The organism is Streptomyces europaeiscabiei (genome assembly GCF_036346855.1).
Taxonomy (GTDB): Bacteria; Actinomycetota; Actinomycetes; order Streptomycetales; family Streptomycetaceae; genus Streptomyces; species Streptomyces europaeiscabiei.
Window position 1 is genome coordinate 51,683 of record NZ_CP107841.1, and the last position, 20,360, is coordinate 72,042.

General features: G+C 72.1%; 12 protein-coding genes and 2 pseudogenes. 6 read left to right on the plus strand and 8 right to left on the minus strand.

Features of this window, described 5'->3' with window-relative positions; all coding sequences use genetic code 11:
- Positions 1–10: 10 nt before the first annotated feature.
- The 3 genes and pseudogenes from OG858_RS00255 to OG858_RS00270 form a co-directional block, all read right to left on the minus strand.
- Positions 11–154: pseudogene (locus OG858_RS00255) on the minus strand (transposase); the annotation flags it as partial.
- Between the two features lie 623 nt (positions 155–777).
- Positions 778–2,922 carry a HEAT repeat domain-containing protein gene (locus OG858_RS00260; protein WP_328543741.1) on the minus strand — a complete coding sequence of 715 codons (2,145 nt, stop codon included), beginning with the start codon at positions 2,920–2,922 and terminating at the stop codon, positions 778–780.
- Positions 2,923–3,423: 501 nt separating this feature from the next.
- Positions 3,424–3,624, minus strand: a complete 201-nt coding sequence (locus tag OG858_RS00270) for a hypothetical protein (RefSeq protein ID WP_319316862.1) — start codon at positions 3,622–3,624, stop codon at positions 3,424–3,426.
- A gap of 850 nt (positions 3,625–4,474) precedes the next feature.
- On the opposite strand from OG858_RS00270, the gene OG858_RS00275 reads away from it, so the two are divergent.
- Entirely contained in the window at positions 4,475–5,248 is a 774-nt protein-coding gene (locus OG858_RS00275; protein WP_319316858.1) for a maleylpyruvate isomerase family mycothiol-dependent enzyme, read from the plus strand.
- Positions 5,249–6,007: 759 nt separating this feature from the next.
- Here the strand turns inward: OG858_RS00275 and OG858_RS00280 are convergent.
- The 3 genes and pseudogenes from OG858_RS00280 to OG858_RS00290 form a co-directional block, all read right to left on the minus strand.
- Complete coding sequence (locus tag OG858_RS00280; RefSeq protein WP_327747628.1) at positions 6,008–6,577, minus strand: TetR/AcrR family transcriptional regulator; 570 nt, start codon at positions 6,575–6,577, stop codon at positions 6,008–6,010.
- A gap of 233 nt (positions 6,578–6,810) precedes the next feature.
- Positions 6,811–7,194, minus strand: a pseudogene (locus tag OG858_RS00285) (DUF3533 domain-containing protein); the annotation flags it as partial.
- Between the two features lie 922 nt (positions 7,195–8,116).
- Positions 8,117–9,877 carry a S8 family peptidase gene (locus OG858_RS00290; RefSeq protein ID WP_319067597.1) on the minus strand — a complete coding sequence of 587 codons (1,761 nt, stop codon included), beginning with the start codon at positions 9,875–9,877 and terminating at the stop codon, positions 8,117–8,119.
- A 288-nt stretch (positions 9,878–10,165) separates the two neighbouring features.
- Between OG858_RS00290 and OG858_RS00295 the strand changes: the two genes are divergently transcribed.
- On the plus strand, positions 10,166–10,318 hold the full coding sequence (locus OG858_RS00295) for a hypothetical protein (protein ID WP_328543742.1): 153 nt from the start codon (positions 10,166–10,168) through the stop codon (positions 10,316–10,318).
- Between the two features lie 77 nt (positions 10,319–10,395).
- On the opposite strand, the gene OG858_RS00300 is transcribed toward OG858_RS00295, so the two are convergent.
- Positions 10,396–10,845: a DUF2690 domain-containing protein gene (locus tag OG858_RS00300; RefSeq protein ID WP_086750760.1), complete on the minus strand. Its 450-nt coding sequence runs from the start codon at positions 10,843–10,845 to the stop codon at positions 10,396–10,398.
- A 266-nt stretch (positions 10,846–11,111) separates the two neighbouring features.
- Here OG858_RS00300 and OG858_RS00305 point away from each other — a divergent pair, with 266 nt between their 5' ends.
- From OG858_RS00305 to OG858_RS00320, 4 genes are all read left to right on the plus strand, one after another.
- Positions 11,112–14,240: an AfsR/SARP family transcriptional regulator gene (locus tag OG858_RS00305; protein WP_328543743.1), complete on the plus strand. Its 3,129-nt coding sequence runs from the start codon at positions 11,112–11,114 to the stop codon at positions 14,238–14,240.
- 751 nt (positions 14,241–14,991) lie between these two features.
- Positions 14,992–16,503 (plus strand): FAD-binding oxidoreductase, encoded by a 1,512-nt coding sequence (locus OG858_RS00310; protein WP_086750765.1) that lies wholly within the window; start codon positions 14,992–14,994, stop codon positions 16,501–16,503.
- A 104-nt stretch (positions 16,504–16,607) separates the two neighbouring features.
- Positions 16,608–17,849 (plus strand): acyl-CoA dehydrogenase family protein, encoded by a 1,242-nt coding sequence (locus tag OG858_RS00315; protein WP_328543744.1) that lies wholly within the window; start codon positions 16,608–16,610, stop codon positions 17,847–17,849.
- Between the two features lie 300 nt (positions 17,850–18,149).
- Complete coding sequence (locus tag OG858_RS00320) at positions 18,150–18,821, plus strand: ScbR family autoregulator-binding transcription factor (RefSeq protein ID WP_086750762.1); 672 nt, start codon at positions 18,150–18,152, stop codon at positions 18,819–18,821.
- Between the two features lie 36 nt (positions 18,822–18,857).
- On the opposite strand, the gene OG858_RS00325 is transcribed toward OG858_RS00320, so the two are convergent.
- Positions 18,858–20,078: an RNA-guided endonuclease InsQ/TnpB family protein gene (locus tag OG858_RS00325; protein WP_328543745.1), complete on the minus strand. Its 1,221-nt coding sequence runs from the start codon at positions 20,076–20,078 to the stop codon at positions 18,858–18,860.
- Positions 20,079–20,360 lie beyond the last annotated feature (282 nt).

A 20,360-nucleotide genomic window follows, 5' to 3' on the forward strand; every position in this document is an offset into this window, starting at 1 on the left:
GGTCACCGGCTCACACGGGCCGCTGCTGGTTCTCGATGTACTGGCGGACGACGGTCAGGGGTGCGCCGCCGCAGGAGCCTGCGAAGTAGGAGCCGGACCAGAAGTGTCCGCCCCATAGGTAGCGGCGGACGTGGGTATCGTACTCCTGGCGGAGGTCCTTCATGCACGCAGCCGCCCGTCAGCTGGCCTCCACCGGCGCCTGGCCGCCTGGTGCAGCCCCCGACCTGCTCGAATGCGCGCTGTTCAGCGCCGGATGGGAGTGATCCCCCTCTCCCCTGCTGGCTGGGGTGTTGCCCAGCCGCCGGTCATCCGCTTCAGGGGACGCGCGCAAGGACGAGTCCGCGGACGTCGGCGGCGCCGGATGCCCGGAGCCGGAGTGCGACCTGCTGAAGCTGCGACCCGCTGGTGAAGATGTCGTCGACGAGCAGGATCGTGGCTGCCTTGATGTCGCCCGTTTCGCCGGTCCATGTGAGGGCAGCAGCATGTGCGGCCGCGGCCGCCCGTTTGTCGTCCAGGCTCCGGTTTCGGATCGGGGCGTCTCGCTCCCTTTGACGAGGCGGGGCGCGCCCGGGGGGCTGAGCGGGAAGGAGCGGGTGATGTCCTCGGTGTAGGCGGCGTCCGTGATCGCCTCGATGTGCTGGTAGCCGCAGGCGGACCGTGCCGACGCGAGCTGTGAGGGCGGCCGGTGCGGGCGCGTTACGGTCGCCCAGGTGCGCGGCCGCGCGTTCGGCGGTGGTGCCCGGGGCGCGCGGTGGGGTGTGCTCGGCGCCGGCCGGGTCAGGGGCAGCCGGAGCGCGTCGTCGGGGGCGAGGTGGGCGGACCAGCCGGCGCTTGGGGATCGAGCCGGGCGATGAGGGTACGACTGACCTGCTGGAGTTCCTCGTCGTGGTCGATGCTCTGGAACCTGCCGCCGCGCCGGGGCTGGGCCAGTTGCTCGCGGAGCAGGGGCAGGGCCGGTGCCGCGAGGGGGCCCATGCGGTCCAGGCAGTTCACGACGTGGTTGGCCGTTGCGGGGTTCTTGGCCATGGCCTGCAGCAGGGTGTCCAGGACGGGCGGTGCCTCGGCCTCGCCGGCGATCTCCCAGAGCGCGGCCGCGCAGTGCACCCTGACCCATTCGTTGTCGTGTGTCAGGAGGCCTCGCAGGCGCGGAAGTGCGGTGGAGGCGGGCGGGCCTATCTGTCCGAGCAGATCAGCCGCGTCGCTGATCCGGAAGGTGATCGGGTCGTCGAGGAGGCCGAGCAGGAGCGGCATGACCTCGGCCAGGTCGCCGCCGGTGGCCCACAGCGCGGCGACAGCGGCGGGCCGTACGTGTGTGTCGGTGGCGGTGGTCAGCGACCGGATCGTGGCCCGTGCTCCGGTTGCCGCCGGGCCGAACGCCCTCAGTGCCTTCAGGGCTGATCGCGTGACGCCGTGCTGCTCATGGCGCGCCGCAGCGCCGAGCGTGTCCACCAGCACAGGAACCGAGGCCGGATCGTCGAGGGCGGCCAGGGCGGTCAGGATCGCGGCGGCGCTCATCTCGTTCCGCTGCTGGGAGAGGTCGAGCCGGTGCAGGTGGTCGCGGAGCCGGGGCGCCAACTGGTTCGCCGCCTGCGGCAGATGCCCTGCGCACTGGATCGCGCGCCAGGCGTCGACGTCGCTGTCCAGTGCGGCCAGCAGACTCGGAAGCGCGCGTGCGTCGCCGAGTCGCGCCAGGGCCCGGACGGCCTCCTGGTGGCTTCTGCGCAGCAGTACGTCGGGGGTCGCCCATACGTGGGGTCCGTACGCGGCGCGTTGGGCGTCGATGTGCGCGGCGAGTGCCTCCCGGGCCGGGGCTGCGATCGCGTGGCATGCCTCCAGGACGGCCGTAGCCTCGGCGGCGACCTCGTGGTCAGCCGTGGTGAGCTGGCCGGCGACCAGCAGGAGGAGCCTGGTGTGACCCCCGCGCCAGGTGCGCATCAGCTCGCCGCTCATCCGGACTGCGTCCAGGCGTGAGCCGGGGTCGGGGCTGCTCAGTTGCTCGGCCAGCACTGCGGTGCGCTCGGGGACCCGGGCTCCCAGGGCTTCGTGAAACGTACGCAGCAGGGCTGTGGTCGGTGCGTACACGCGCGTGTGCCGGTCGAGATCTTCGAAGGCGGCGATGATCTGGGGCGCGACTGTGTCCGTGGGTGCCGCCGGGCGGCTCGGGGCCGGTGCGATCGGCTGCACGGGTAGGGCGTGGGCGGTCTCGCGCAGCAGGCCGACGGCGACCGGCACGGCATCCTCACCGATCTCATCCGGGGCGCAGCGGGCTCGCTGGACCACGGCCGCGAGCCGGGTCACCGGGCCATGGGCCGGGTCGGCGGCGAGCCCGGAGAGCCAGCCCGTCACCTGTTGCGTGGCCGCCGGCAGGCGCAGTGCCAGGGTGGCCGCCGCCTGAACGATCCACAGCCGCGCCGCGATATCTTGCTCGGCGGCCAGCCGCTCGCGCAGCACGGCGGCGGCCCGGTCGGTGTCGTCGAGGAAGAGTCCGAGCCCGCCGATCGCGGCCAGGCGCACGTCCGGGTCGGGGTCGCGGGCGAGTTCGGCGAACTGCGCACCCCGCTCGCGCAGGAAGGCGACGGCCTGCCCGCAGCCCATCGGTGGGTAGTACTCGATCTCGGTGCCGTCGTCCTCGAAGCCCAGGTCGAGGGACTCCCGGCCGATGCTGACCAGCAGCGCGACGACGGCGGCCCGCTCAGACGTGGTGCCGTCGGCGGCCAGCTCGAACAGGAAGGGCAGGCTGGCCGCCGTCGACGGGTACACGCTGCCCTGATGATGGACCGCGCCGTAGAAGCGGTCGAGGGCCGTGCGGCGTTCCTCGGTGTGCGGGGAACGCAGCGCCCACAGCAGTGCCGGTACCTCCTCGGCGGTGCCGTACGCGTGCTCCATCGATGCCCAGTCGATGTCATCAAGTCCCTCGAACATGATCCGAACCATGCCATGCGGCACTGACAACGAGGGCCGTTCCAGGCGCAGGGCCGCAGGACGCCATCAGTGCGGCCAGGACCGAAGGGGTGAGACGTGCTGCGCCAGATCACGGCAAGCGGCCGGCCCCTCGCACCTTTACAAGACGGTGGAGGGAGCCGTCGGGCTTGGGGCGTTGCGCGGTGTGCTCAGGGAGGATGCGGGCGCCTGGCGCAGAACGCGGGCCAAGTCGTGTCGTATGCGTTCGGCCTCGCCCCGTACCTGGGCGGGGACGTCGCCGCGCTCGTCGACTAGGCGGCTGAAGATGGGGGTCTCCTGGAACACGGCGGGATCTGCTCTCTGTCGGGCTTTCCGGACAGCGGTGCGGGCCGGGGGTGGTGACAACTGCGGGTCGAGGCCGATGACGTGCCACGCCCGGCACCTTACGGCGGGGCACTGACAGCGCGCTGTCCTCGGCCGTCCAGTCGCCGTCGAAGAGCACGGCGGCCAGGCGGTTAGTGCTCATGTCCCTCGGGGAGCGGTCGGCTCTTCGATCTCCTCGTCGCCCGGCCCCTGGTGTTCCTGCACCAACTGCTCGATCTCCCCGGGCACCTCGTACAGCGCCGCGGTCGGAGCACCGTCATCGATCGGCGGAAGTTTCACCCTTTCCTTCTCGGCTTTCTCCTTGCCGAGCACGTACAGGGTCGCCCAGGTGTCTCCCAACTGCCCTGGGCACTCTTCGGGCGTTTCCTCCAGACCCGGACTCCAGTGCCTGGGGTGGGCGAGGACGGCCTTGGCCCACGCGTCAATGCATGCCTTGCGCCCGGCTGTTTCGCTCGGATCAGGCGCGGACGTGACGATGTCGGTGGGCTGCGCGGTCCCACCGTCCGTTGCCCTGCTGCATCCGGCTGTTGCGGCGGCAAGGGCAAGCAGTGCCGTACAGACGGCACTTCGGGCGTACCTGCCCCCTCCAATGATCATCCGGATACTTTATGCGTGCCTCGCCCCGGCGTCGCAGGCCGGGAAGCCCGGCTGGTCGAGCAGTGTGCTGAAGAGGTCTTCTGCGAAGGTCTCGTGTGAGCACAGCAGTTCTTCGATCCTGGCTGACTTCGGCGTGACGGGGATGCCGGCGGATGCAGCCCAGGCAACGGCACCCTCGGCGCCCTGGCACTCCTCGCCGATCCGGCTCACGTGATGCGTCGCAGGATGCGGTCCTTGCCGCGGGTGTAGGTACGCAGCCGGCCACGACTGACCCACCATCGCCCAACTTCCTTTCTGCAGAGCGGACTTGAACCCGGTGGAAGGTGTCCGGCCCCTGTTACGGTGCGGGTGGACGGCCAGCACCGCATTCAGCGATCCCGAGCACCTCACCCGCACCCTCCGCCGAGGCCTCGCCCACATCCAGTGCCATCCCGAACCCATCAACGGCTGCCTCACCGAAACCGGTCCGACCCTTGCCCCCGGCGCCCGAGGACAATCCGAAAGGAGGTCAGTAGTGGTTCTTCAGGTACAGGCGGGAGCGGGACCGACAGGGCACTGGACAGGACGTCCGACTGCGTACACGATCGTGCCCATGACACTCGAGGGGGCCATTGTCGCCACTGCCGACCGGATCGCGGTGCTGCTCGAGGCGGGAGCCGACCCGCGGACGCCGTTGCCCGGCGCGGAGTGGACGGTGGGGGAGGCGGCGGCGCACCTCGCGCTGGCAGGGAAGCTGATGGGGGACATCGGGGCGGGCGAGGACCGTCCCTACGGCGATGGGACGCCGAGCGGTCTCGCGGCGGCCAACCGTGCGGCTCTGGCCGTCTTCCCGCAGCGGGATCCGGCGGTCCTCGGCGCGGAGATCGCGGACAGGGCCCGGGCCTTCGTTGCGGCCGCGGCCGGTTGCAGTCCGCGGGAGGCGGTGCTGACGCCGATGGGGCCGATGGATAGGGCCACCCTGGGCTCGTACCTGCTCACGCACCTGCTCGGGCACGGATACGACATCGCGGTCGCGCTGCGCGGGCCGCACATGGTCGACCGAGAAGTGGTCGCGTTCACGCTGCCCTTCATACGACTGGCCATGCCGCGTGTAGTGAACCCCGGCGCGGCCGGCCACCATGCGTGCTATCTGTTGCGGATCGGCCGCGACCGCTTCGCCGTCACCTTCGCGGACGGCGTGCCCACGGTCACCGACACCCCGCCCAGGCGCCCCGATTGCACGATAGCCATCGACCCCGTGGCCTTCCTCCTCCTCGCCCTGGGCCGCTGGACCGTCCCCACCGTCATGGCCCGCGCCAAGGTTGTCGTCTGGGGCCGCAAACCGTGGCTGGGCCTGCGCTTCCCGCTGCTCTTCACAGCACCATAGCTATAACGGCTCCGCGTCACGAGTGCCTCGACCACGTCGAGCACCTTCTCCAAGCAGTCGACGACCTTCACGACGGGGGCAGGTGTGACGGCCGCCCGCATCTACTGCCACCTCGTCCCCGGAACGGGCGACGGCTACTGCGACGAGGTCACCCTGACCGAGCAGTGATCGACTGCGCCGACGGCAGGTGCCGCCGTCCAGGGCCAACCGGTGAGTGTGGGCGTGCCCGGCTGAACACGGACCGAGTCCGTGTCGGGGGCCCACGCTCTCCGCCTGCTCCCCCACGCCAGTCCTCGCACGCGACTCACTCCGGGGAGGGCTGTACTGATCCCCGGCGTGGAATCCTCAGGACGGCGGCGGTATCGGTGGGGGGGGGCCGCCTCGGCTGGGCCTCGTGGGTTCGGCAGGGGCCCACGCGGCCGACGCCGCCATGACCGCCACCTCACCGGACGGCGCACAACAGGATCACTCGAAGGGGCGATCTTCGCCGCCGCACTGGCGCGGAGCACGGAGCGCGGAAGACACGTGCCTGCTTCGAGAGGGCGGCCAACGGGATGGAGAGGGGAGCGCCGGCCCTTCGGGCAATGGCGAACGCTCACACGCGGGTGGTCTCGACACGCCCCGAAACGTTTCTGATGCACATGCAGATGCAGGGATGTGCCGCCGTGGCGGCCGCCGGGACACAGGCCGGCGGCCTGATCGGCGAGGTCGTCCGGGCGGGCCCGACGAGGATCCGGGAAACGCGGGAAGGACGAGGCGTCAGCGCACGCCTGCCGTGTCGAGCAGGGTGACCACGGTGGGGGCGATGAGTCCCGTGATGGTGTCGGCTCCGATCCCCGCGCGGGCGCTGGCGCCGTCGAAGACCAGGATGAGCTGCCGGGCCAGCAGGTCGGGGTCGCTCGCGCCGCCCTGTTCTGCCTCGGCACGGAAGAAGGCCGTCAGTTTCGCCTTGATCTGGTGTGCCACCCGGCTCGCGGGGTGGGTCTGATCCTTGAGCTCGATCTGCACAGCCAGGTACCGGCAGCCCTGGAAGTCGGGCGCGCCCGACTGCGACTCCAGTTGCTCGAAGACGTGCAGGATCCGTTCGCGGGGGGTGCGGCCGTCGTCCGCCGGGGGCAGGAGAGCGGCCACGAAGGAGGCAGTGTGCTCCTTCAGACTTGCCGCCAGCAGGTCGTCCTTGCTCTCGAACAGCTGGTACATGGAGCGCTTCGACACTCCCGCCGCCTTGCACAGGGCCTCGACGCCGACGTTGACACCGTCTCGGTAGGTGAGCGTGGCCGCTGCCTCCAGCAGCCGCTCTCTGGAACTTGGCTTCACTTCGGTGGTCATATCGCGAGGGTAACTCGAATCGGACGAAATAAAAACCGATCAGTTTCCATGGGTGCCGGGAGCCGCCCCGCGCCGTGCGGGCACCTCGCGTCCACCCAGAGGCTCGGCGACGGCCCCGGGAGAAAGACCCTCGCCGAGCCCTGACGGTGCGCCCGCCCTCCGTCCCCACGGGCCACGCACACGGGGCCACTCCGCACCACAGCCCCGCCCCAAGTGATGCGGGAGCGGATGCGCTACACCGGGGCGGCGCTCTTCCCGGGCTCCGTCTCGACCGGGATGCGGTGCAGTCCCTTGCGGTCGTACCAGCCCAGCACGCCGAAGCCGAACAGTACGGCCGCCAGGAGGCCGGCGGCCATCATCACCCAGCCCCGGGTCGGGCCCGCGTCGCCCTGCGCGTCGAAGCAGAGGATCGAGCGGATGCCGCCGGTGATCTGCCGCAGTGGCTCGAACTCCGCGAGGAAGCGGAAGAAGCCGGGCAGCGCCTCGATCGGGGTGGTGGCCCCGGCCGTCGGCACCGCCATCCCGATGAAGACCAGCGTGACCACCAGCATGCCGGGCGTGCCGAACACGGCGAGGAGGGTGAGCGCGCCGATCCCGCAGACCGCGATGGCGCACAGACCAGCCCGGGCTCGGGGCGCGCATGCCTCGCACACCACCCCACCGTCGCGGCAAGGCCGCATGGGCATGCTCGCGCAACCACCCCGGCCGACGACGGCCGACGACGACGGCCGACGACGACGGTTGCCGCCGGCCGGGAGGTGCACGGCCTGCCGCCGACCGGAGCCGGAGGAGACTGCCATCGTGGCTCGCAGCACGGCGCCTTCCTGTTGTTCCGGCCGAGGGGCCCTGAGCACCGGCCCCATGAGGGCGGACACCTTCATCGGTTGACGGCCGACGAACGCGGAGCCGGTCCTGGGAGGCGCCGGGACCCCGGCAGACGTCCGCAGCCATGCCTGGCCGGGCAGGGCGAGCTGCTCCTCGTCGGCGAACCTCGCGAGCGCGGTCTCCAGGAGCCGCCGATCATGCGTCGCCTCCGGCAGCAGACACAGAGTCAGGTCACCCGGCACCGGTCTCGGCAGCAGGCTTTCGTACGGTCGGTCCTCTCCTCGATGCGCCCCATGGGCCGGATCGCAAGCAGCCCCAGGTGGCGAACGCCACGGGGCCTGGTCACAACGCCACGGGGCCAGGCCACCACGGCGATCGTCTCGATCTCCGGCCAGGCGTACGCGGTCTCCCGTGCGCCCCGGGTCAGGGTCGGCCCGGCCGGTCAGCGCGGACACCGCCCTGCAGCTCCTCAGGGACGCGCACGGTGAGCCGGACACCGTCCCCAGGCCGTCCGCGGCCTTCCCGGGAACGGTGTCCGGCATGGTGGGGCCCCGACCGCGGCGTGCACCGCCGCCGAGGCCCCCATGCCCTCTGCCGCCCAGCAGTTCGCAGCTCTGGCCGAACAGACCGCAGCCCGCCTTGTCCGCGGCCGCGGGCGGGGAGCTGTCGCCGGCGCAGTGCGTGCTGTACGCGGGCGTTGCCGGGCCCTGCGCGCTAGAAGGTCAGGTTCCAGGCGTCGATCTTGCCCGTGTCGGAGGCGGCGTTGTCGTTGACGCGCAGCTTCCAGGTGCCGTTCGCGACCTCCGAGGAGGCGTTCACGGTGTAGGTCTGGGCGATGTTGTCGGCGCCGGCGCCGGCGCGGTTGTGCAGCGTGTAGACGGTGCCGTCCGGCGCCACCAGGTCGACCTTCAGGTCACCGATGTAGGTGTGCTTGATGTCGACACCCACCTTGAGGGTGGCCGGTGCGTTGCCGGTCACGCCGGTGACGGCGATCGGGCTCTCGACGGTCGCGTTGTCGTTGACGGCGAAGTCCGCGAGGTTCTCGAAGTACTTGCCGGGCGGCGGGGTGGCCCCGACGGCCTTGAGGGCGTCGGTCTGTCCCTCGCCGAAGAACGCGTTGTCGGCCGTCGTGCCCGTGCAGCGGCTGTCCGAGGGGCAGGCGATGTCGTTGGCCTGGGCGGCCAGCTTGGCGCGGATCTGCGCCGGGGTGATGCCCGGGTCGGCGCTGGCGATGAGTGCCGCCACGCCGGCCACGTGCGGGGCGGCCATCGAGGTGCCGCTCTTGCTGCCGTAGCCGCCGCCGGGGACGGTGGAGTACACGCTGCTGCCCGGCGCCGCGATGTCGATGACGCCCTGCCCGTAGTTGGAGAACGAGGCCTTGGTGACGCCCGTGCCGTTGGCCGCGACCGTGACCACGCCCGGCAGCTCGGTCGGGATGTCGAGGCAGGCGTTGGTGATGGTGCGGGTGACCGGCGTCGAGTCGTTCGGGCTCGCGGAGTCGGTCGTCTTGTGGGCGAGGTCGTAGTTCTCGTTGCCCGCGGCGGCGACCTGGAGGGAGCCCTTGCTTTCGGCGTACTCCTGGGCGCGCTTGACGCCCTCGATGATGGCGGCCTGGTCGATGTTGTCCGGGCAGTTGAACTGCCACGGGTCCGTGTAGTAGCTGTTGTTGGTGACCTTGAAGCCGTGGTCACCGGCCCAGACGAAGCCGCAGATGGTGTTCTCGGCGAAGAAGAAGGCGTTGCCCGGCTCGGCGACCCGGACCGCGGCGATCGTCACCCCGGGGGCCACGCCGACGACGCCCTTGCCGTTCTTGGCCGCGGCGACGGTGCCCGCCACGTGGGTGCCGTGCGTGTCGACGTCCCGCCAGGCGCCGGCACGGGTGTCGGGCTTGCCGTAGGCGCAGGAGACCGAGTCGGCCGCGTTGAAGTTGGGCGCCAGGTCCTGGTGCCGGTCGTCCACACCGGTGTCCAGGATGCCGACCTTGACCGAGGCGGAGCCCGGGTTCACGGCCCAGGCCTGGTCGGCCTTGATCTGGCTCATGTCGGCCCGGACCGGTTCTCCGGCCGGGGTCGAGGCCTGAGCCGGATTGGCCGGGAGCGCCGGGTTGTAGGCGTCGGCCGGGACGTCCGAGGTGCGCGTGGCGCCGACCTGCTGCACGCCGGCGACGGCGCGCATGGTGGCGGCGAATCCGCTGGACGCCGAGTGGGCGACGATCACGCCGATGGCGTCGAAGTTCGAGAAGACGGTGCCGCCGCCTGCCGCGATCGCGGAGCGGACCGCCGAACTGTCACCGGGGGCGGTGATCACGAGGTAGGCACGCGTGCCGGCCACCCAGGTCGCGCTCTGGGAAGCCGGCACGGCGGCCGGAGCGTGGGCCTTGGCGGCCGGCGCGGTGGAGGGGGCGACGGGGAGCGTGCCCGCGAGGGCGCCCGGGGCGCCGAACGCGAGGGCGGTGCCGAGCGTGGCCGCCAGCACCAGCGTGCGTCTGGATCGGCTGGATATGTGGGGTATCAAGGCGTCCTCCGGAGACGGCCCGGCCGTGCTGAGGGCACCGGCCGGGCCGTACGAAACGAGTGGTGGATGCAAGATGTCAGACGGGTCCTCCTGTACGGAAGTACCTTTCCGTGCCGCGACGTTACGACGGTGCAGCGCGGTGCTGCGGGGAACGGGTGCGGCCGACGGCGGACGAGACGTGCGGCCCTTGGCCGCTCACCTCCGCGCCACCTGGGATGTCTGCCGGGCAAGCCGCACCGTGCGGCGACGATGGCGCTCCGGCAGTCCGGACATATGGGTGGCAGCCGCTGCGACATCGACGACCTTGCAAGCCGCTTCTTCGAGCCCGCCGACGCGCTGCTCCACGCCGACACTGTGGAACTGCCGCAATGCCAGCGGGACTTGTTCACCCTCGGCTCGTGACGGTCAGTCAGTACGACGGGGCAGGGCCCGCCGCGTGCGTCGCGGCGGGCCCTGCCCGGTACCGGGGTCGGTGCGTGTCAGTAGCTCGACGTGCGCCCCGTGTAGGTCCGCGCGCCGCTGTCCCACTCGCCCTTGGCGTACGAGGTCACGTTGACGTCGTTGACCATCCGGGTGTAGCAGCCCGTGGCGCCGCGCTGCACGGCGCAGGTGTACTCGCGCCCGTCGGAGTTGCGGTGGACGGTCACGAACGGGGTGAACTGGCCGTTCCCGTAGCTCGCGTCAGAGATGCGCGCCCACGCCGCCCGGCAGCTCGGGCTGTAGCGCAGCTCCACGTACGCCTGGCCTATCCGCACCCCGCCCACGGGGGACCTCGCGTCGTCCGCGCAGTAGACGTCGGGGTCCTTGCCCTCGCAGGACGCGCCGTAGCAGCCCGCGGCCGGGGCCGCATGAGCGGGGGCGGCGACGGCGGTGCCCGCCCCGGCCATCATCAGGACGGACGCGGCCGCGGCCCAGCGCCGAAGGTTCATGTTCTGTCTCCTCTTGGGGTGTTTCTGGGTCCAGGCCGACCCGGGCCCCTGCCGAACCCCGCACGACAGGGGACCCGGCGGCGGTGATGCGACGCCCCGTCAGGATGCTTTCCTGTGGGGCTGGTTCGTGCGGTGGAACGCCCGACGACCTGCGCCGTGAGGATCTACGGTGGACCTTGCGAAAACCTTGTGACGTCCGGCGCTGTGCCGACCGGTCACGGAGGTGGCGGATCGATCGGAGGACCAGTGGAAGCGCGGCGTCAACGGTGAGACTGCACTTGCTCGGCCCCCTGGAGCTGCGGGTCGGGGGGCGGGTGCGCGAGGTGGGGCAGCCGCGCCGGCGGGCTGTCCTCGCGGCGCTGGCGACCGACGCCGGGCGTCCCGTCCCCGTGGACACCCTGATCGACCGCGTGTGGGACGCCGATCCGCCGGACGGGGCCAGGTCGGTCCTGTACGCGCACATCAGCCGACTGCGACGGCTCCTGGAGGACGCCGCGGCGGCCGAGTCGGAGGGTGCCCCGCGGGACGGGGAGGGCGGAGCGCTCCGTATCGTCAGGGCCTCCGGTGGCTACGTCCTGGAAGCGGACGAGAACGCCGTCGACCTGCTGCTTTTCCGTGCGCTCGTCGCCCGGGGCCGGGTGTGCCCCACCGAGGCCGAGCGGGTGCGTGTGCTGGAGGAGGCGCTGCGGCTGTGGCGGGGTGCGCCGCTGCCGGAGCAGGCCGGGGCCTGGATCGAGCGCATGCGGACCGTGTGGACCGGCGAGCGGATCGAGGCGGCGCTCGCCTGGGCCGGGGCCCTCCTGCGCGAGGGGAGGCCGCAGGAGGTGCCCGCCCTGCTCCGCCCCCTGGCGGCCGAGCACCCCCTGTCGGAACCCTTGGCCGTCATGCTCGTCCGCGCCCTGGGCGAGGCCGGGCGGACGGCGGAGGCGGTGCACGCCTACACCGGGATCCGGCGGCAGCTGGCCGACGAACTCGGTGTACCTCCGGGACGTGAACTGCGGGCCATGTACGCGGAGTTGCTGAGCGAGAGCGACACCGGGCAGCCGTCCGCCGAACCGCGCCCCGCGCCCGCCCCGGCCGTCGCCGCCCCCGCGCCGATCCCGACCCAACTCCCCATGGACGTGCGTCCCTTCACCGGCCGTGACGAGCAACTCGCCGAACTGACAGAGCATCTGCTCGCCGGGGAGGACGTCCGCCGAACGGCGGCGGTGGCCGTCTCCGCCGTCTCCGGCACCGCGGGCGTCGGCAAGACCGCGCTGGCCGTCCACTGGGCGCACCGGATGCGGGACGCCTTTCCCGACGGGCAGCTCTACGTCGATCTGCGGGGCTACGACCCGGAGGAGCCGGTGTCCGCGGCCCAGGCGCTCGCCGGGTTCCTCACCGCGCTCGGGGTTTCCGGGCCGGAGATCCCGCTGCGGCTCGACGACCGGGCGGCGCGCTACCGGACGGCCGTCGACGGACGGCGGCTGCTCGTCCTCCTCGACAACGCGGCCTCCGCCGCCCAGGTCAGACCGCTGCTGCCGGGCGGCCCGGACTGCCGGGTGCTGATCACGAGCCGGGATGCGCTGGCGTCGCTGGTGTCGTTGCACGGAGCGCACCGGGTGGCCCTCGACGCGCTGTCCCCCGACGACGCGACGGCGCTGCTGCGCGCGCTGATCGGACCGCGCGTGGACGCCGAGCCGGCCGAGGCCGAGGCCATGGCAGAGCAGTGCGGGCGGCTGCCGCTGGCCCTGCGGGTGGCGGCCGAGCTGGTGCTGTCGCGTCCCGCCGAGCCCCTGGCCGGCCTGGTCGCCGAACTGCGGGACCGCCGACGACGGCTCGACCTGCTGGACGGCGACGGAGATCCGCGGGCCGCGGTGCGCACCGTGTTCTCCTGGTCCTACGACCGTCTCCCCGAGCTGCCCGCCAGACTGTTCCGGTTGCTGGGCCTGCATCCCGGTGCCGAGGTCGACGTCCACTCCGCCGCCGCCCTGGTCGGCGAGTCCGCAGACCGCGCCCGGCGTGCGCTCGACGTGCTGGCCGGCGCGCACCTGGTGCAGCGGACCGGTCCCGGCCGGCACGGCATGCACGACCTGCTGCGGGCCTACGCCGGGGAGCTGGCCGCCCGGCACGACCCGGCGCGGGACCGGGACGCCGCCGTGGCCCGGCTGCTGGACCATTGCCTGGCGGCGTCCGCGACGGCCATGGACCTGCTCTACCCGGCCGAACGGCATCTGCGCCCCGCCGTCGAGCTGCCGGCCGCCGGACTGCCGCCGCTGCGGACGGCCGAGGAGTGCCGCGCCTGGCTGGCCGCCGCCCAGCCGGCCCTGGTGGCGCTGTGCTCGCGGACCGAGGAGCCCGGCCCGTCCGGGCACACCGTGCGCCTTGCCACCACCCTCCACCGGCACTACGAGCGGTCCGGGCACTACGCCGACGCCCTGGCCGTCCACACCCACGCGCTGCGGGCGGCCCGCTCGGCCGGTGACGCCCGCGGCGAGGCCGACGTGCTGGTCTGTCTGGGGGCGGTACACCGGCGGCTCGGCGACTACGACAGCGCGCACCGGCACCACGACACCGCGCTCGCGCTGTGCCGGCGCGTCGGGTACCGGACCGGCGAGGCCCGGCATCTGACCAACGTCGGCGTGCTGCACGAACTGCGCGGGCAGTACCGGGAGGCCGCCGAGCACCACGAGCGGGCGGTCGGGCTGTTCCGCGCGGAGGGCGACGCGCACGGCGAGGCGGACGTGCTGAACAACCTGGGCATCGTGCACGAGTTGCTGGAGGACTACCAGGCGTCGATCGAGAAGTACCGCCGGGCACTGGAGCTCTACCGCTCGACGGGCCACCCGCTGGGCGAGGCCAGCGCGCTCGGCAACCTGGGCATCGTCGTGGCCCGGCTGGGCGACCACGCGGCCGCGGCCGGGTACTTCGAGCGCGCGCTGACCCTGTTCCGACGGCTCGGCAACACCGGCGGGGAAGGGCACGCGCTGTCCAACCTGGGCAACGCGCTGCACGGTCTCGGCCGGTACGACGAGGCGGCCGCGCACCAGCGCCGGGCCCTGGACCTCTTCCGCCGGACCGGGGAGCGCTACGGCGAGGCCGGCGCCCTCAACGGCCTGGGCGAGGCGCTGCACGGAACCGGACAGCACACCGAGGCCCTCGACGCGCACGCCTCGGCGCTGGAGGCGGCGTCGGGGATCGAGGAGCGGGAGGAACAGGCACGCGCCCACCTCGGCACGGCCCTGGTCCGGCAGGCGCTGCGGGACCCGGAGCGGGCCGCGCACCACCTCCGGGCGGCGCTGGCGCTGTACACGGCGCTCGACTCGCCCCGCGTCGACGAGGTGCGCACGGCGCTCCTGCTACTGGACACACCGGCCCGGACGGCCGAGGAGACCGGGGCGGAGGAGGAGGGCTGACGAAGGACCCCTGCCCAAGGGGCCAGAGAGGGCAACCAGCCGAACCCACCCACCCCAAACTGCCTTGCCGGCCCAGGGCATGACGTTCGGCCCGCGCATGGCTCACCCCGCCAGCACCCTGCAGCCGCCACATGGACCGCAACGGACCGCAACGGACCGCAACGGACCAGCCTCCCCTACTACAGGGAAGTCGCCGCGCCTGCGGAGACATACGACGCCCCGCCGCCCACGGGTGGGTACTACGGCCCCTCGGGCGGCCAAGGCGGGTACATCGGTCAGTCCTCCTACGGCGGGTACGGTGGTCAGTCCTCGGCCGATCCCGGCTACAGCGTGGTCGACGTGGTGCCCTGGTCCCGTTCCTGTGGACTGAGCGGGGGGGTGAGTCAGTTCGGCCGCGTGCCCTGAACGGTCCTGGGCGAGCTGGTCCCCGGTGTACTCGACCCCGGGTGGCGACACGCATCCTGTACGTGGCCCGGGCCCGGGAGGCCGGTTCCCTGCGCGACCTCCGGCGTGGTGCCCCTCCATGGCTCCGGCACGGAGGGTGAACCAGAACCGGGATTCAACCGCCGCCGGCATGACCGCCCACCCGGACGGCGCGGTCCCGAACGCGTGCGCGAAATCGTCAGAGCCCGTGCGCGATCGGGGGGAAGCCGTGGTGGGGCGGTTTCTAGCGTGGCGGTGGGTGCCTGTCGTGTTTGCGGAGCCGCCGTAGACCTCACCGCTTCATCCGCGAAGGAACCGAGGTGTGTCCATGACCGTTCGTTCCGTGACCGACCTTCAGCACGAGGTGTCCGCCGGTGTGGGCGTCGAGGCTGTGCTGGACAGGGCCGTACGAGTCGTGGGCGCCGACCGGGTCACGCGTCCCCGGGGCGTCAGCGGCGCGGAACCGGACTCCGTGCTGGGGCCGAACGCCGGGTTGTACCGGGCGCGGGACGTCTGCGGTGTGGTGCGTCCGCGTACGGCCGAGGAGGTGCGGCGGGTCGTCGAGCTGTTCGCGGACGGCAGGGCCCGCGCCCCTCTGCACGCTTTCAGCACCGGAGGCAACTGGGGCCTGGGCTCGCGTGAGCCCGCCGGGGACGGTGCGGTCGTGCTCGACCTGTCCGGCCTCGACCGGATCCGTGACATCGACGTGGCCGGGGGCTGGGCCGTTGTGGAGCCCGGGGTGAGCCAGGCCCGGCTCGCCGAACTCCTGCAGGGCACCGAGCGCATGGTGAACGTGACCGCCTCCTCCGCGCACACCAGTGTCGTCGGCAATGCCCTGGACCGTGGTGTGGGCCTGCGCCACCAGCGCACGGAGGATCTGACGGGCGTCGAGGTCGTTCTGCCGAGCGGTGAACTGATCCGGGTCGGCTGGTGGCCCGAACCCGGCCGCGCGACCCCGGTCCACGCCCACGGCCTCGGTCCCTCGCTGGTGCAGCTGTTCGTCCAGTCCGGTCTCGGGGTGGTCACCGCGGCCACGGTGCGGCTGCTGGCGAGGCCCGAGGCGCTGCGGGTGGTCCGGCTCAACTTCAGCCCCGACAAGGTGCGCTCCGCGACCGCCGAGGTGCGCCGCTGGGTGAGCCAGGGCCTGACCCGTGGCGTGGTGAAGATGTACAACGAGACCGCGGCCAGGGCCTACGCCGGCCCGGCCGGACAGTACCTGGTGCATGTGTGCGTCGACGGGACCCCGGAGGCGGTGGACGCGCTCACCGAAATCATCGTCACCGAGGCCGTCCGGTCCGCTCTGTTCAGCGCGGTGTCGGACACCGACGCCACCGACCCGGCCGCCGCGGGCCATGACGGCGCCGTACGGGTGGAGCGGGCCTACGCCGGTGACCCCGATCCGACGGACACCCTGTTCGAGGCCAAGACGGGCCGGCCCGCCGGCCGGCTCGACGAGGAGGGCGGCTTCCTGCTCTTCCTGCCACTGGTTCCCTTCACCGGCCCGGCACTTGAACGGGCGCACGAGCTGGTCGAGTGCGTGGGCAGGGAGAGCGGGATCCGCTGCGGCGTCACGCTCAACGCCCTCAACGCGGACGTCGTCGACTGTGTCGTGACGATGAGGTTCGCCCGTGACACCGAGCAGGCCGCACGCGCCCACCGGGCCCTGGACCGGCTCTATGAGCTCTTCACGGCCGAAGGGTTCCTCCCCTACCGCCTCGACATCGAGCACAGCGACTGGGCCGGCCGGCTGACCCCGGGCGTGGGGGCGCGGGCGTTCGCCCGGCGGCTGAAGGACGCCGTCGACCCCCACCGCGTCATCGCCGCCGGGCGCTACGCGTGATGAACACCGCGCACCGCCCGGGCGGCCCGTCGTACGGGCCGGGCCGGACCACAGGGGAGACACCCGAACCGCATGAGACCCGACGGACGCTGGGAGAGCAGCGCATGAGCCTGATGGACCTGCTGGACTCCGGCTGCGCAGCGCCGCAGGAAACTCCTGTCACCGCGGAGGACGTCCTGGCCCGGGCGCGGGCCCTCGCGCCGAGGCTGCGGGAGCGCTCCGAGGAGATGGAGAACATCCGGCGGTTGCCGTCCGATGTCGTCGAACTGCTGCGCGGGACCGGGGTCTTCCGTATGGCCGTGCCCAGGGCGTGGGGCGGTCCCGGACTTGATGCCGTCGAGCAGACGGAGGTCATCGAGGCCCTCGCCACGGGTGACGCCTCCGCCGCGTGGTGCGCGATGATCGGTATGGACACCCCGATCTACGCGGGCTTCCTCGGCGAGGACGTCGCGCGCCGGCTGCTGGCCGATCCCGATGCCGCCACCGCCGGTGCGATCATGCCGATGGGCCGTGCCGAGCGGGTGCCGGGCGGCTACCAGGTCACCGGGCAGTGGCATTTCGGCAGCGGCATCACCCACAGCACCTGGGTCGTCGGGGGTGTTCTCATCACGCGGAACGGCGAGTTGGAGCCCGGTCCGCCGGGCGCGCCGGGCAACTGGCGGATCATCGTGGCACCCGTGGAGGACTTCCTGGTCCAGGACACCTGGTACAGCACGGGTCTGGCAGCCTCCGGCAGCAGGGACTACCGCGCGGACGGCCTGTATGTGCCGCAGGAGTACACCTTCAGTTTCGCGGAGCCCCGCATCACCGGTGCGGCGGCCACCGCGGACGCGGTGCTGCGCAACATGCCCGGTGTGCCGCTGGGTGTGGCTCGCGCGGCGATCGACCACATCCGGCAGATGGCCGCCACCAGGATCGACCGTGCCACCGGGCTGCCGTGGTCGGACACCTACCGTGTCCAGACGGTCGTCGCCCGGGCCGAGATGGACCTGTCGGCCGCGCGGTACGCCGTCTACGGCAGCCTGCGCGAGCAGTGGGAGATCCTGGAGGCCGGTGATGTGCCGACCCGTGACGAGCAGGTCGCCACGGTGCTGGCCCGGTTGAACGCCTTCCGTACCGCCCGTTCGGTGGTGTCCGATCTGTTCGACCTGGCGGCCACCGCCGCTGTCTACCGGCCCTCCGTGCTGGACCGCTGGCTGCGCGACCTCAACACGATGTGCCAGCACGTGATCGCCCAGGAGCAGGTTCTGCAGTCCGCCGGTGCCCTGCTGCTGGGCGGCATCCCGCACAACGCCTACAGCGTGGGCGTCGTCCATGGGGGCACCGGCCGCCACCACGAAGGGTGAGCGCCCTGCTGGTGCTGTCCTGCCGCGGCGGGCAGTCGGCCGGCGGGGCGGGTTTCCGCTCCCGTCCCGGTGTCCTCGAGGTCCTGGCGCAGCCCGTCCGGCGTGGCGGGGCGGGAGTGTGTCCGGCCTGTTCCTGGGCGGGCGGGGAGTGCATGGCCGTAAGGAGGCTCTGGATGATCCCTCTTGCGGCGGATAAGGTACAGGCATGCGGGTTTGTTTTTGTGGTAGTGGGAGCGGGCTCGCCGTACGTCACAGGAAGGCCGTCCCGCCCCGGACGGCCGAGCACAGAGGGGAGGCCGCGTGGCACGGCAGGAGCGGGCGCTCAGGACACGACGAGCAATCTTGGATGCGGCCGGGGAGGTCTTCGCGGAACACGGCTACGCAGGGGCCACGATCCAGGATGTCTACAACCGGTGCGGGGTGACGAAGGGCGCCTTCTACTTCCACTTCACGTCCAAGGTGGAACTCGCCCAGGCCGTGCTGGACGAGCAGGTGAGCGGCCAGATCCAGTATCTGGTCGTACCGCCCCGCGAGCGCACGGTGCAGCTGCAGGAGGCCATGGACATCGGCCTGCTGGTGGCTCACCGGCTGACCTTCGACCGGATGCTGCAGGGCAGCATCCGGCTCGCGGTGGACCAGGTGCACGAGATCAACCGCCGGGTCCCATACCAGGCGTGGATCGAGGAGCACCTGAGGATCCTCACCGAGGCCGAGCGGCTGGGCGAACTGCTGCCGGACGTCGAGGTGAACGACGCCGCGCAGATGATCGTCGGCGCGTTCGGCGGGGTCCAGCTGATGTCGGAGGTGATGAACGACCGCAGTGATCTGGAGGAACGGATCGCGGTGCTCTACAGCGCCGTCGCCCGCTCGATCGCGACGCCTGAGACGCTGGCGCGGCTCGACACCTCCTGCGGCCGCGGCAAGCGGCTGATGGAACGCGTCCTGGAGCTGGAGGCGCAGGCCGCCGGTTGAATCCTCCCCTCCCTTCCAGGGGAGGGGATTCCTGGCTCAGGCTGCCTCCTGGAGCAGCGCTCCAGGAGGTCTTCCGCCATCGGCACCAGCCGGGTTGAGACCAGCCCGGACGAGCATGACGCGTGCGGAGTTCTTGTCCCGTGGGGACACATTTCCGCACGCGGTGCAGGTGTAGGTGCGCTCACCCAGCGGCAGACGACGCTTGGCTCTCGCATCGCAGTGCGCGCAGTCCATCGTGGTGTGCGCGGGGTGGACGAGGCGGATGTCCCGCCCGTGCTTGCGGCCCATCTCGATCAGGGCGGCCTTGGTGGCGCCGATCGCGGCGTCGGCGGCCTTGCGAGCCATGGTGGTCCTGGCCAGGAACTTCGGGCGGAAGTCCTCGACCGCGATGGCGTCGTGGTCGCGGACCACCTTCTTGGCCCACTTACGGCCGGTGTCCGCACGCTGCCTGGCGACCTTCTTGTGCGCCTTCGCCCGCAGTTTCTTCGCCTCGCGGTAGCCCTTCGATCCGGGCTTGCCCTTCTCCGGCCTGCGGCGGGCCATCATCCGGTCGTACCGGGTCAGCTGCGCCTTCGCCTTCCTGCCGCGCCCGGCGTGGGGCAGGTCGTGCGCGTCGGACGTGGTGGTCGCGGTCTCCCTCACACCCCAGTCGACGCCGAGTGCGCGGCCGGTCTCCGGCAGGGGCTGGACCTGGGCGGGGACGACGAACGAGCCGTACCAGTGCCCGAGGCTGTCCTGGTACACGCGCACCGAGGACGGCTCCGCCGGCAGTTCCCGCGACCACACCACCGTCAGGACGATGCCGCCCGCCAGATGCAGCCGGCCGTCCTTCAGCCGGAACCCGCGCCGCGTGTAGTTGAGGGTCGGCAGCGCCTCGCGCATTTTCTTGTACGTGGGCATCCCGGCCCGGCGCGTCATGGGCAGGCGCTTGTCGATGTCCTTGTGTGCCTTGGCGCGGGAGCGGCCGAAGTCGCGGACGACCTGCTGCTGGACAACCGAGGAGCCCGCACGCAGCCACGGCGTACGGGCGCGGGCCTCGGTCAGCATCCGGTCGAGCTGAGCCGGACCGCACGTGGCCTTCCCGCCGGTGACCTTGTTGCGCAGGTGTACGGCCCTGGACTTGGCGACGCACTCGTTCCACACCCAGCGGCATCGGCCCCACTCCACCACCAGCGCGGTACGGGCGGCGCACGACACGCGCAGCCGGTACGTGTAACGGGCCTGCCCGGCCTCCGCAGCCGCCGCCACCTGCGCCATCTCGCCCCCTCACGCTCCCCGGCCGGGACACCGTGCCGCCCCGAACCCCGCGAAGGACCATACGTACGACAGCCGCACAAACGCACCCCGATCCCCCAGCCACCACCCCGACCAGCGACCGCAGGAACACACGTTCGCATCCACCTCGACGATGCCGACAGCGGCACGGGCGCTCCGCGCCCCGAACCTGACGCGGCGACGCTCCGCGTCGCGACACCCGGATGCGATCCCTCCCCGGCGTGAACGCCGGGGCCTCCTCGCAAGGAACAGGTGAACGGGTTT

Bases quoted from the DNA above. Each gene is read 5' to 3' on its own strand.
- OG858_RS00275 (WP_319316858.1), top strand. From the start codon at position 4,475: ATGACACTCGAGGGGGCCATTGTCGCCACTGCCGACCGGATCGCGGTG.
- OG858_RS00260 (WP_328543741.1), bottom strand. From the start codon at position 2,922: ATGTTCGAGGGACTTGATGACATCGACTGGGCATCGATGGAGCACGCG.
- OG858_RS00280 (WP_327747628.1), bottom strand. From the start codon at position 6,577: ATGACCACCGAAGTGAAGCCAAGTTCCAGAGAGCGGCTGCTGGAGGCA.
- OG858_RS00295 (WP_328543742.1), top strand. From the start codon at position 10,166: ATGGCGCTCCGGCAGTCCGGACATATGGGTGGCAGCCGCTGCGACATC.
- OG858_RS00310 (WP_086750765.1), top strand. From the start codon at position 14,992: ATGACCGTTCGTTCCGTGACCGACCTTCAGCACGAGGTGTCCGCCGGT.
- OG858_RS00300 (WP_086750760.1), bottom strand. From the start codon at position 10,845: ATGAACCTTCGGCGCTGGGCCGCGGCCGCGTCCGTCCTGATGATGGCC.
- OG858_RS00325 (WP_328543745.1), bottom strand. From the start codon at position 20,078: ATGGCGCAGGTGGCGGCGGCTGCGGAGGCCGGGCAGGCCCGTTACACG.
- OG858_RS00315 (WP_328543744.1), top strand. From the start codon at position 16,608: ATGAGCCTGATGGACCTGCTGGACTCCGGCTGCGCAGCGCCGCAGGAA.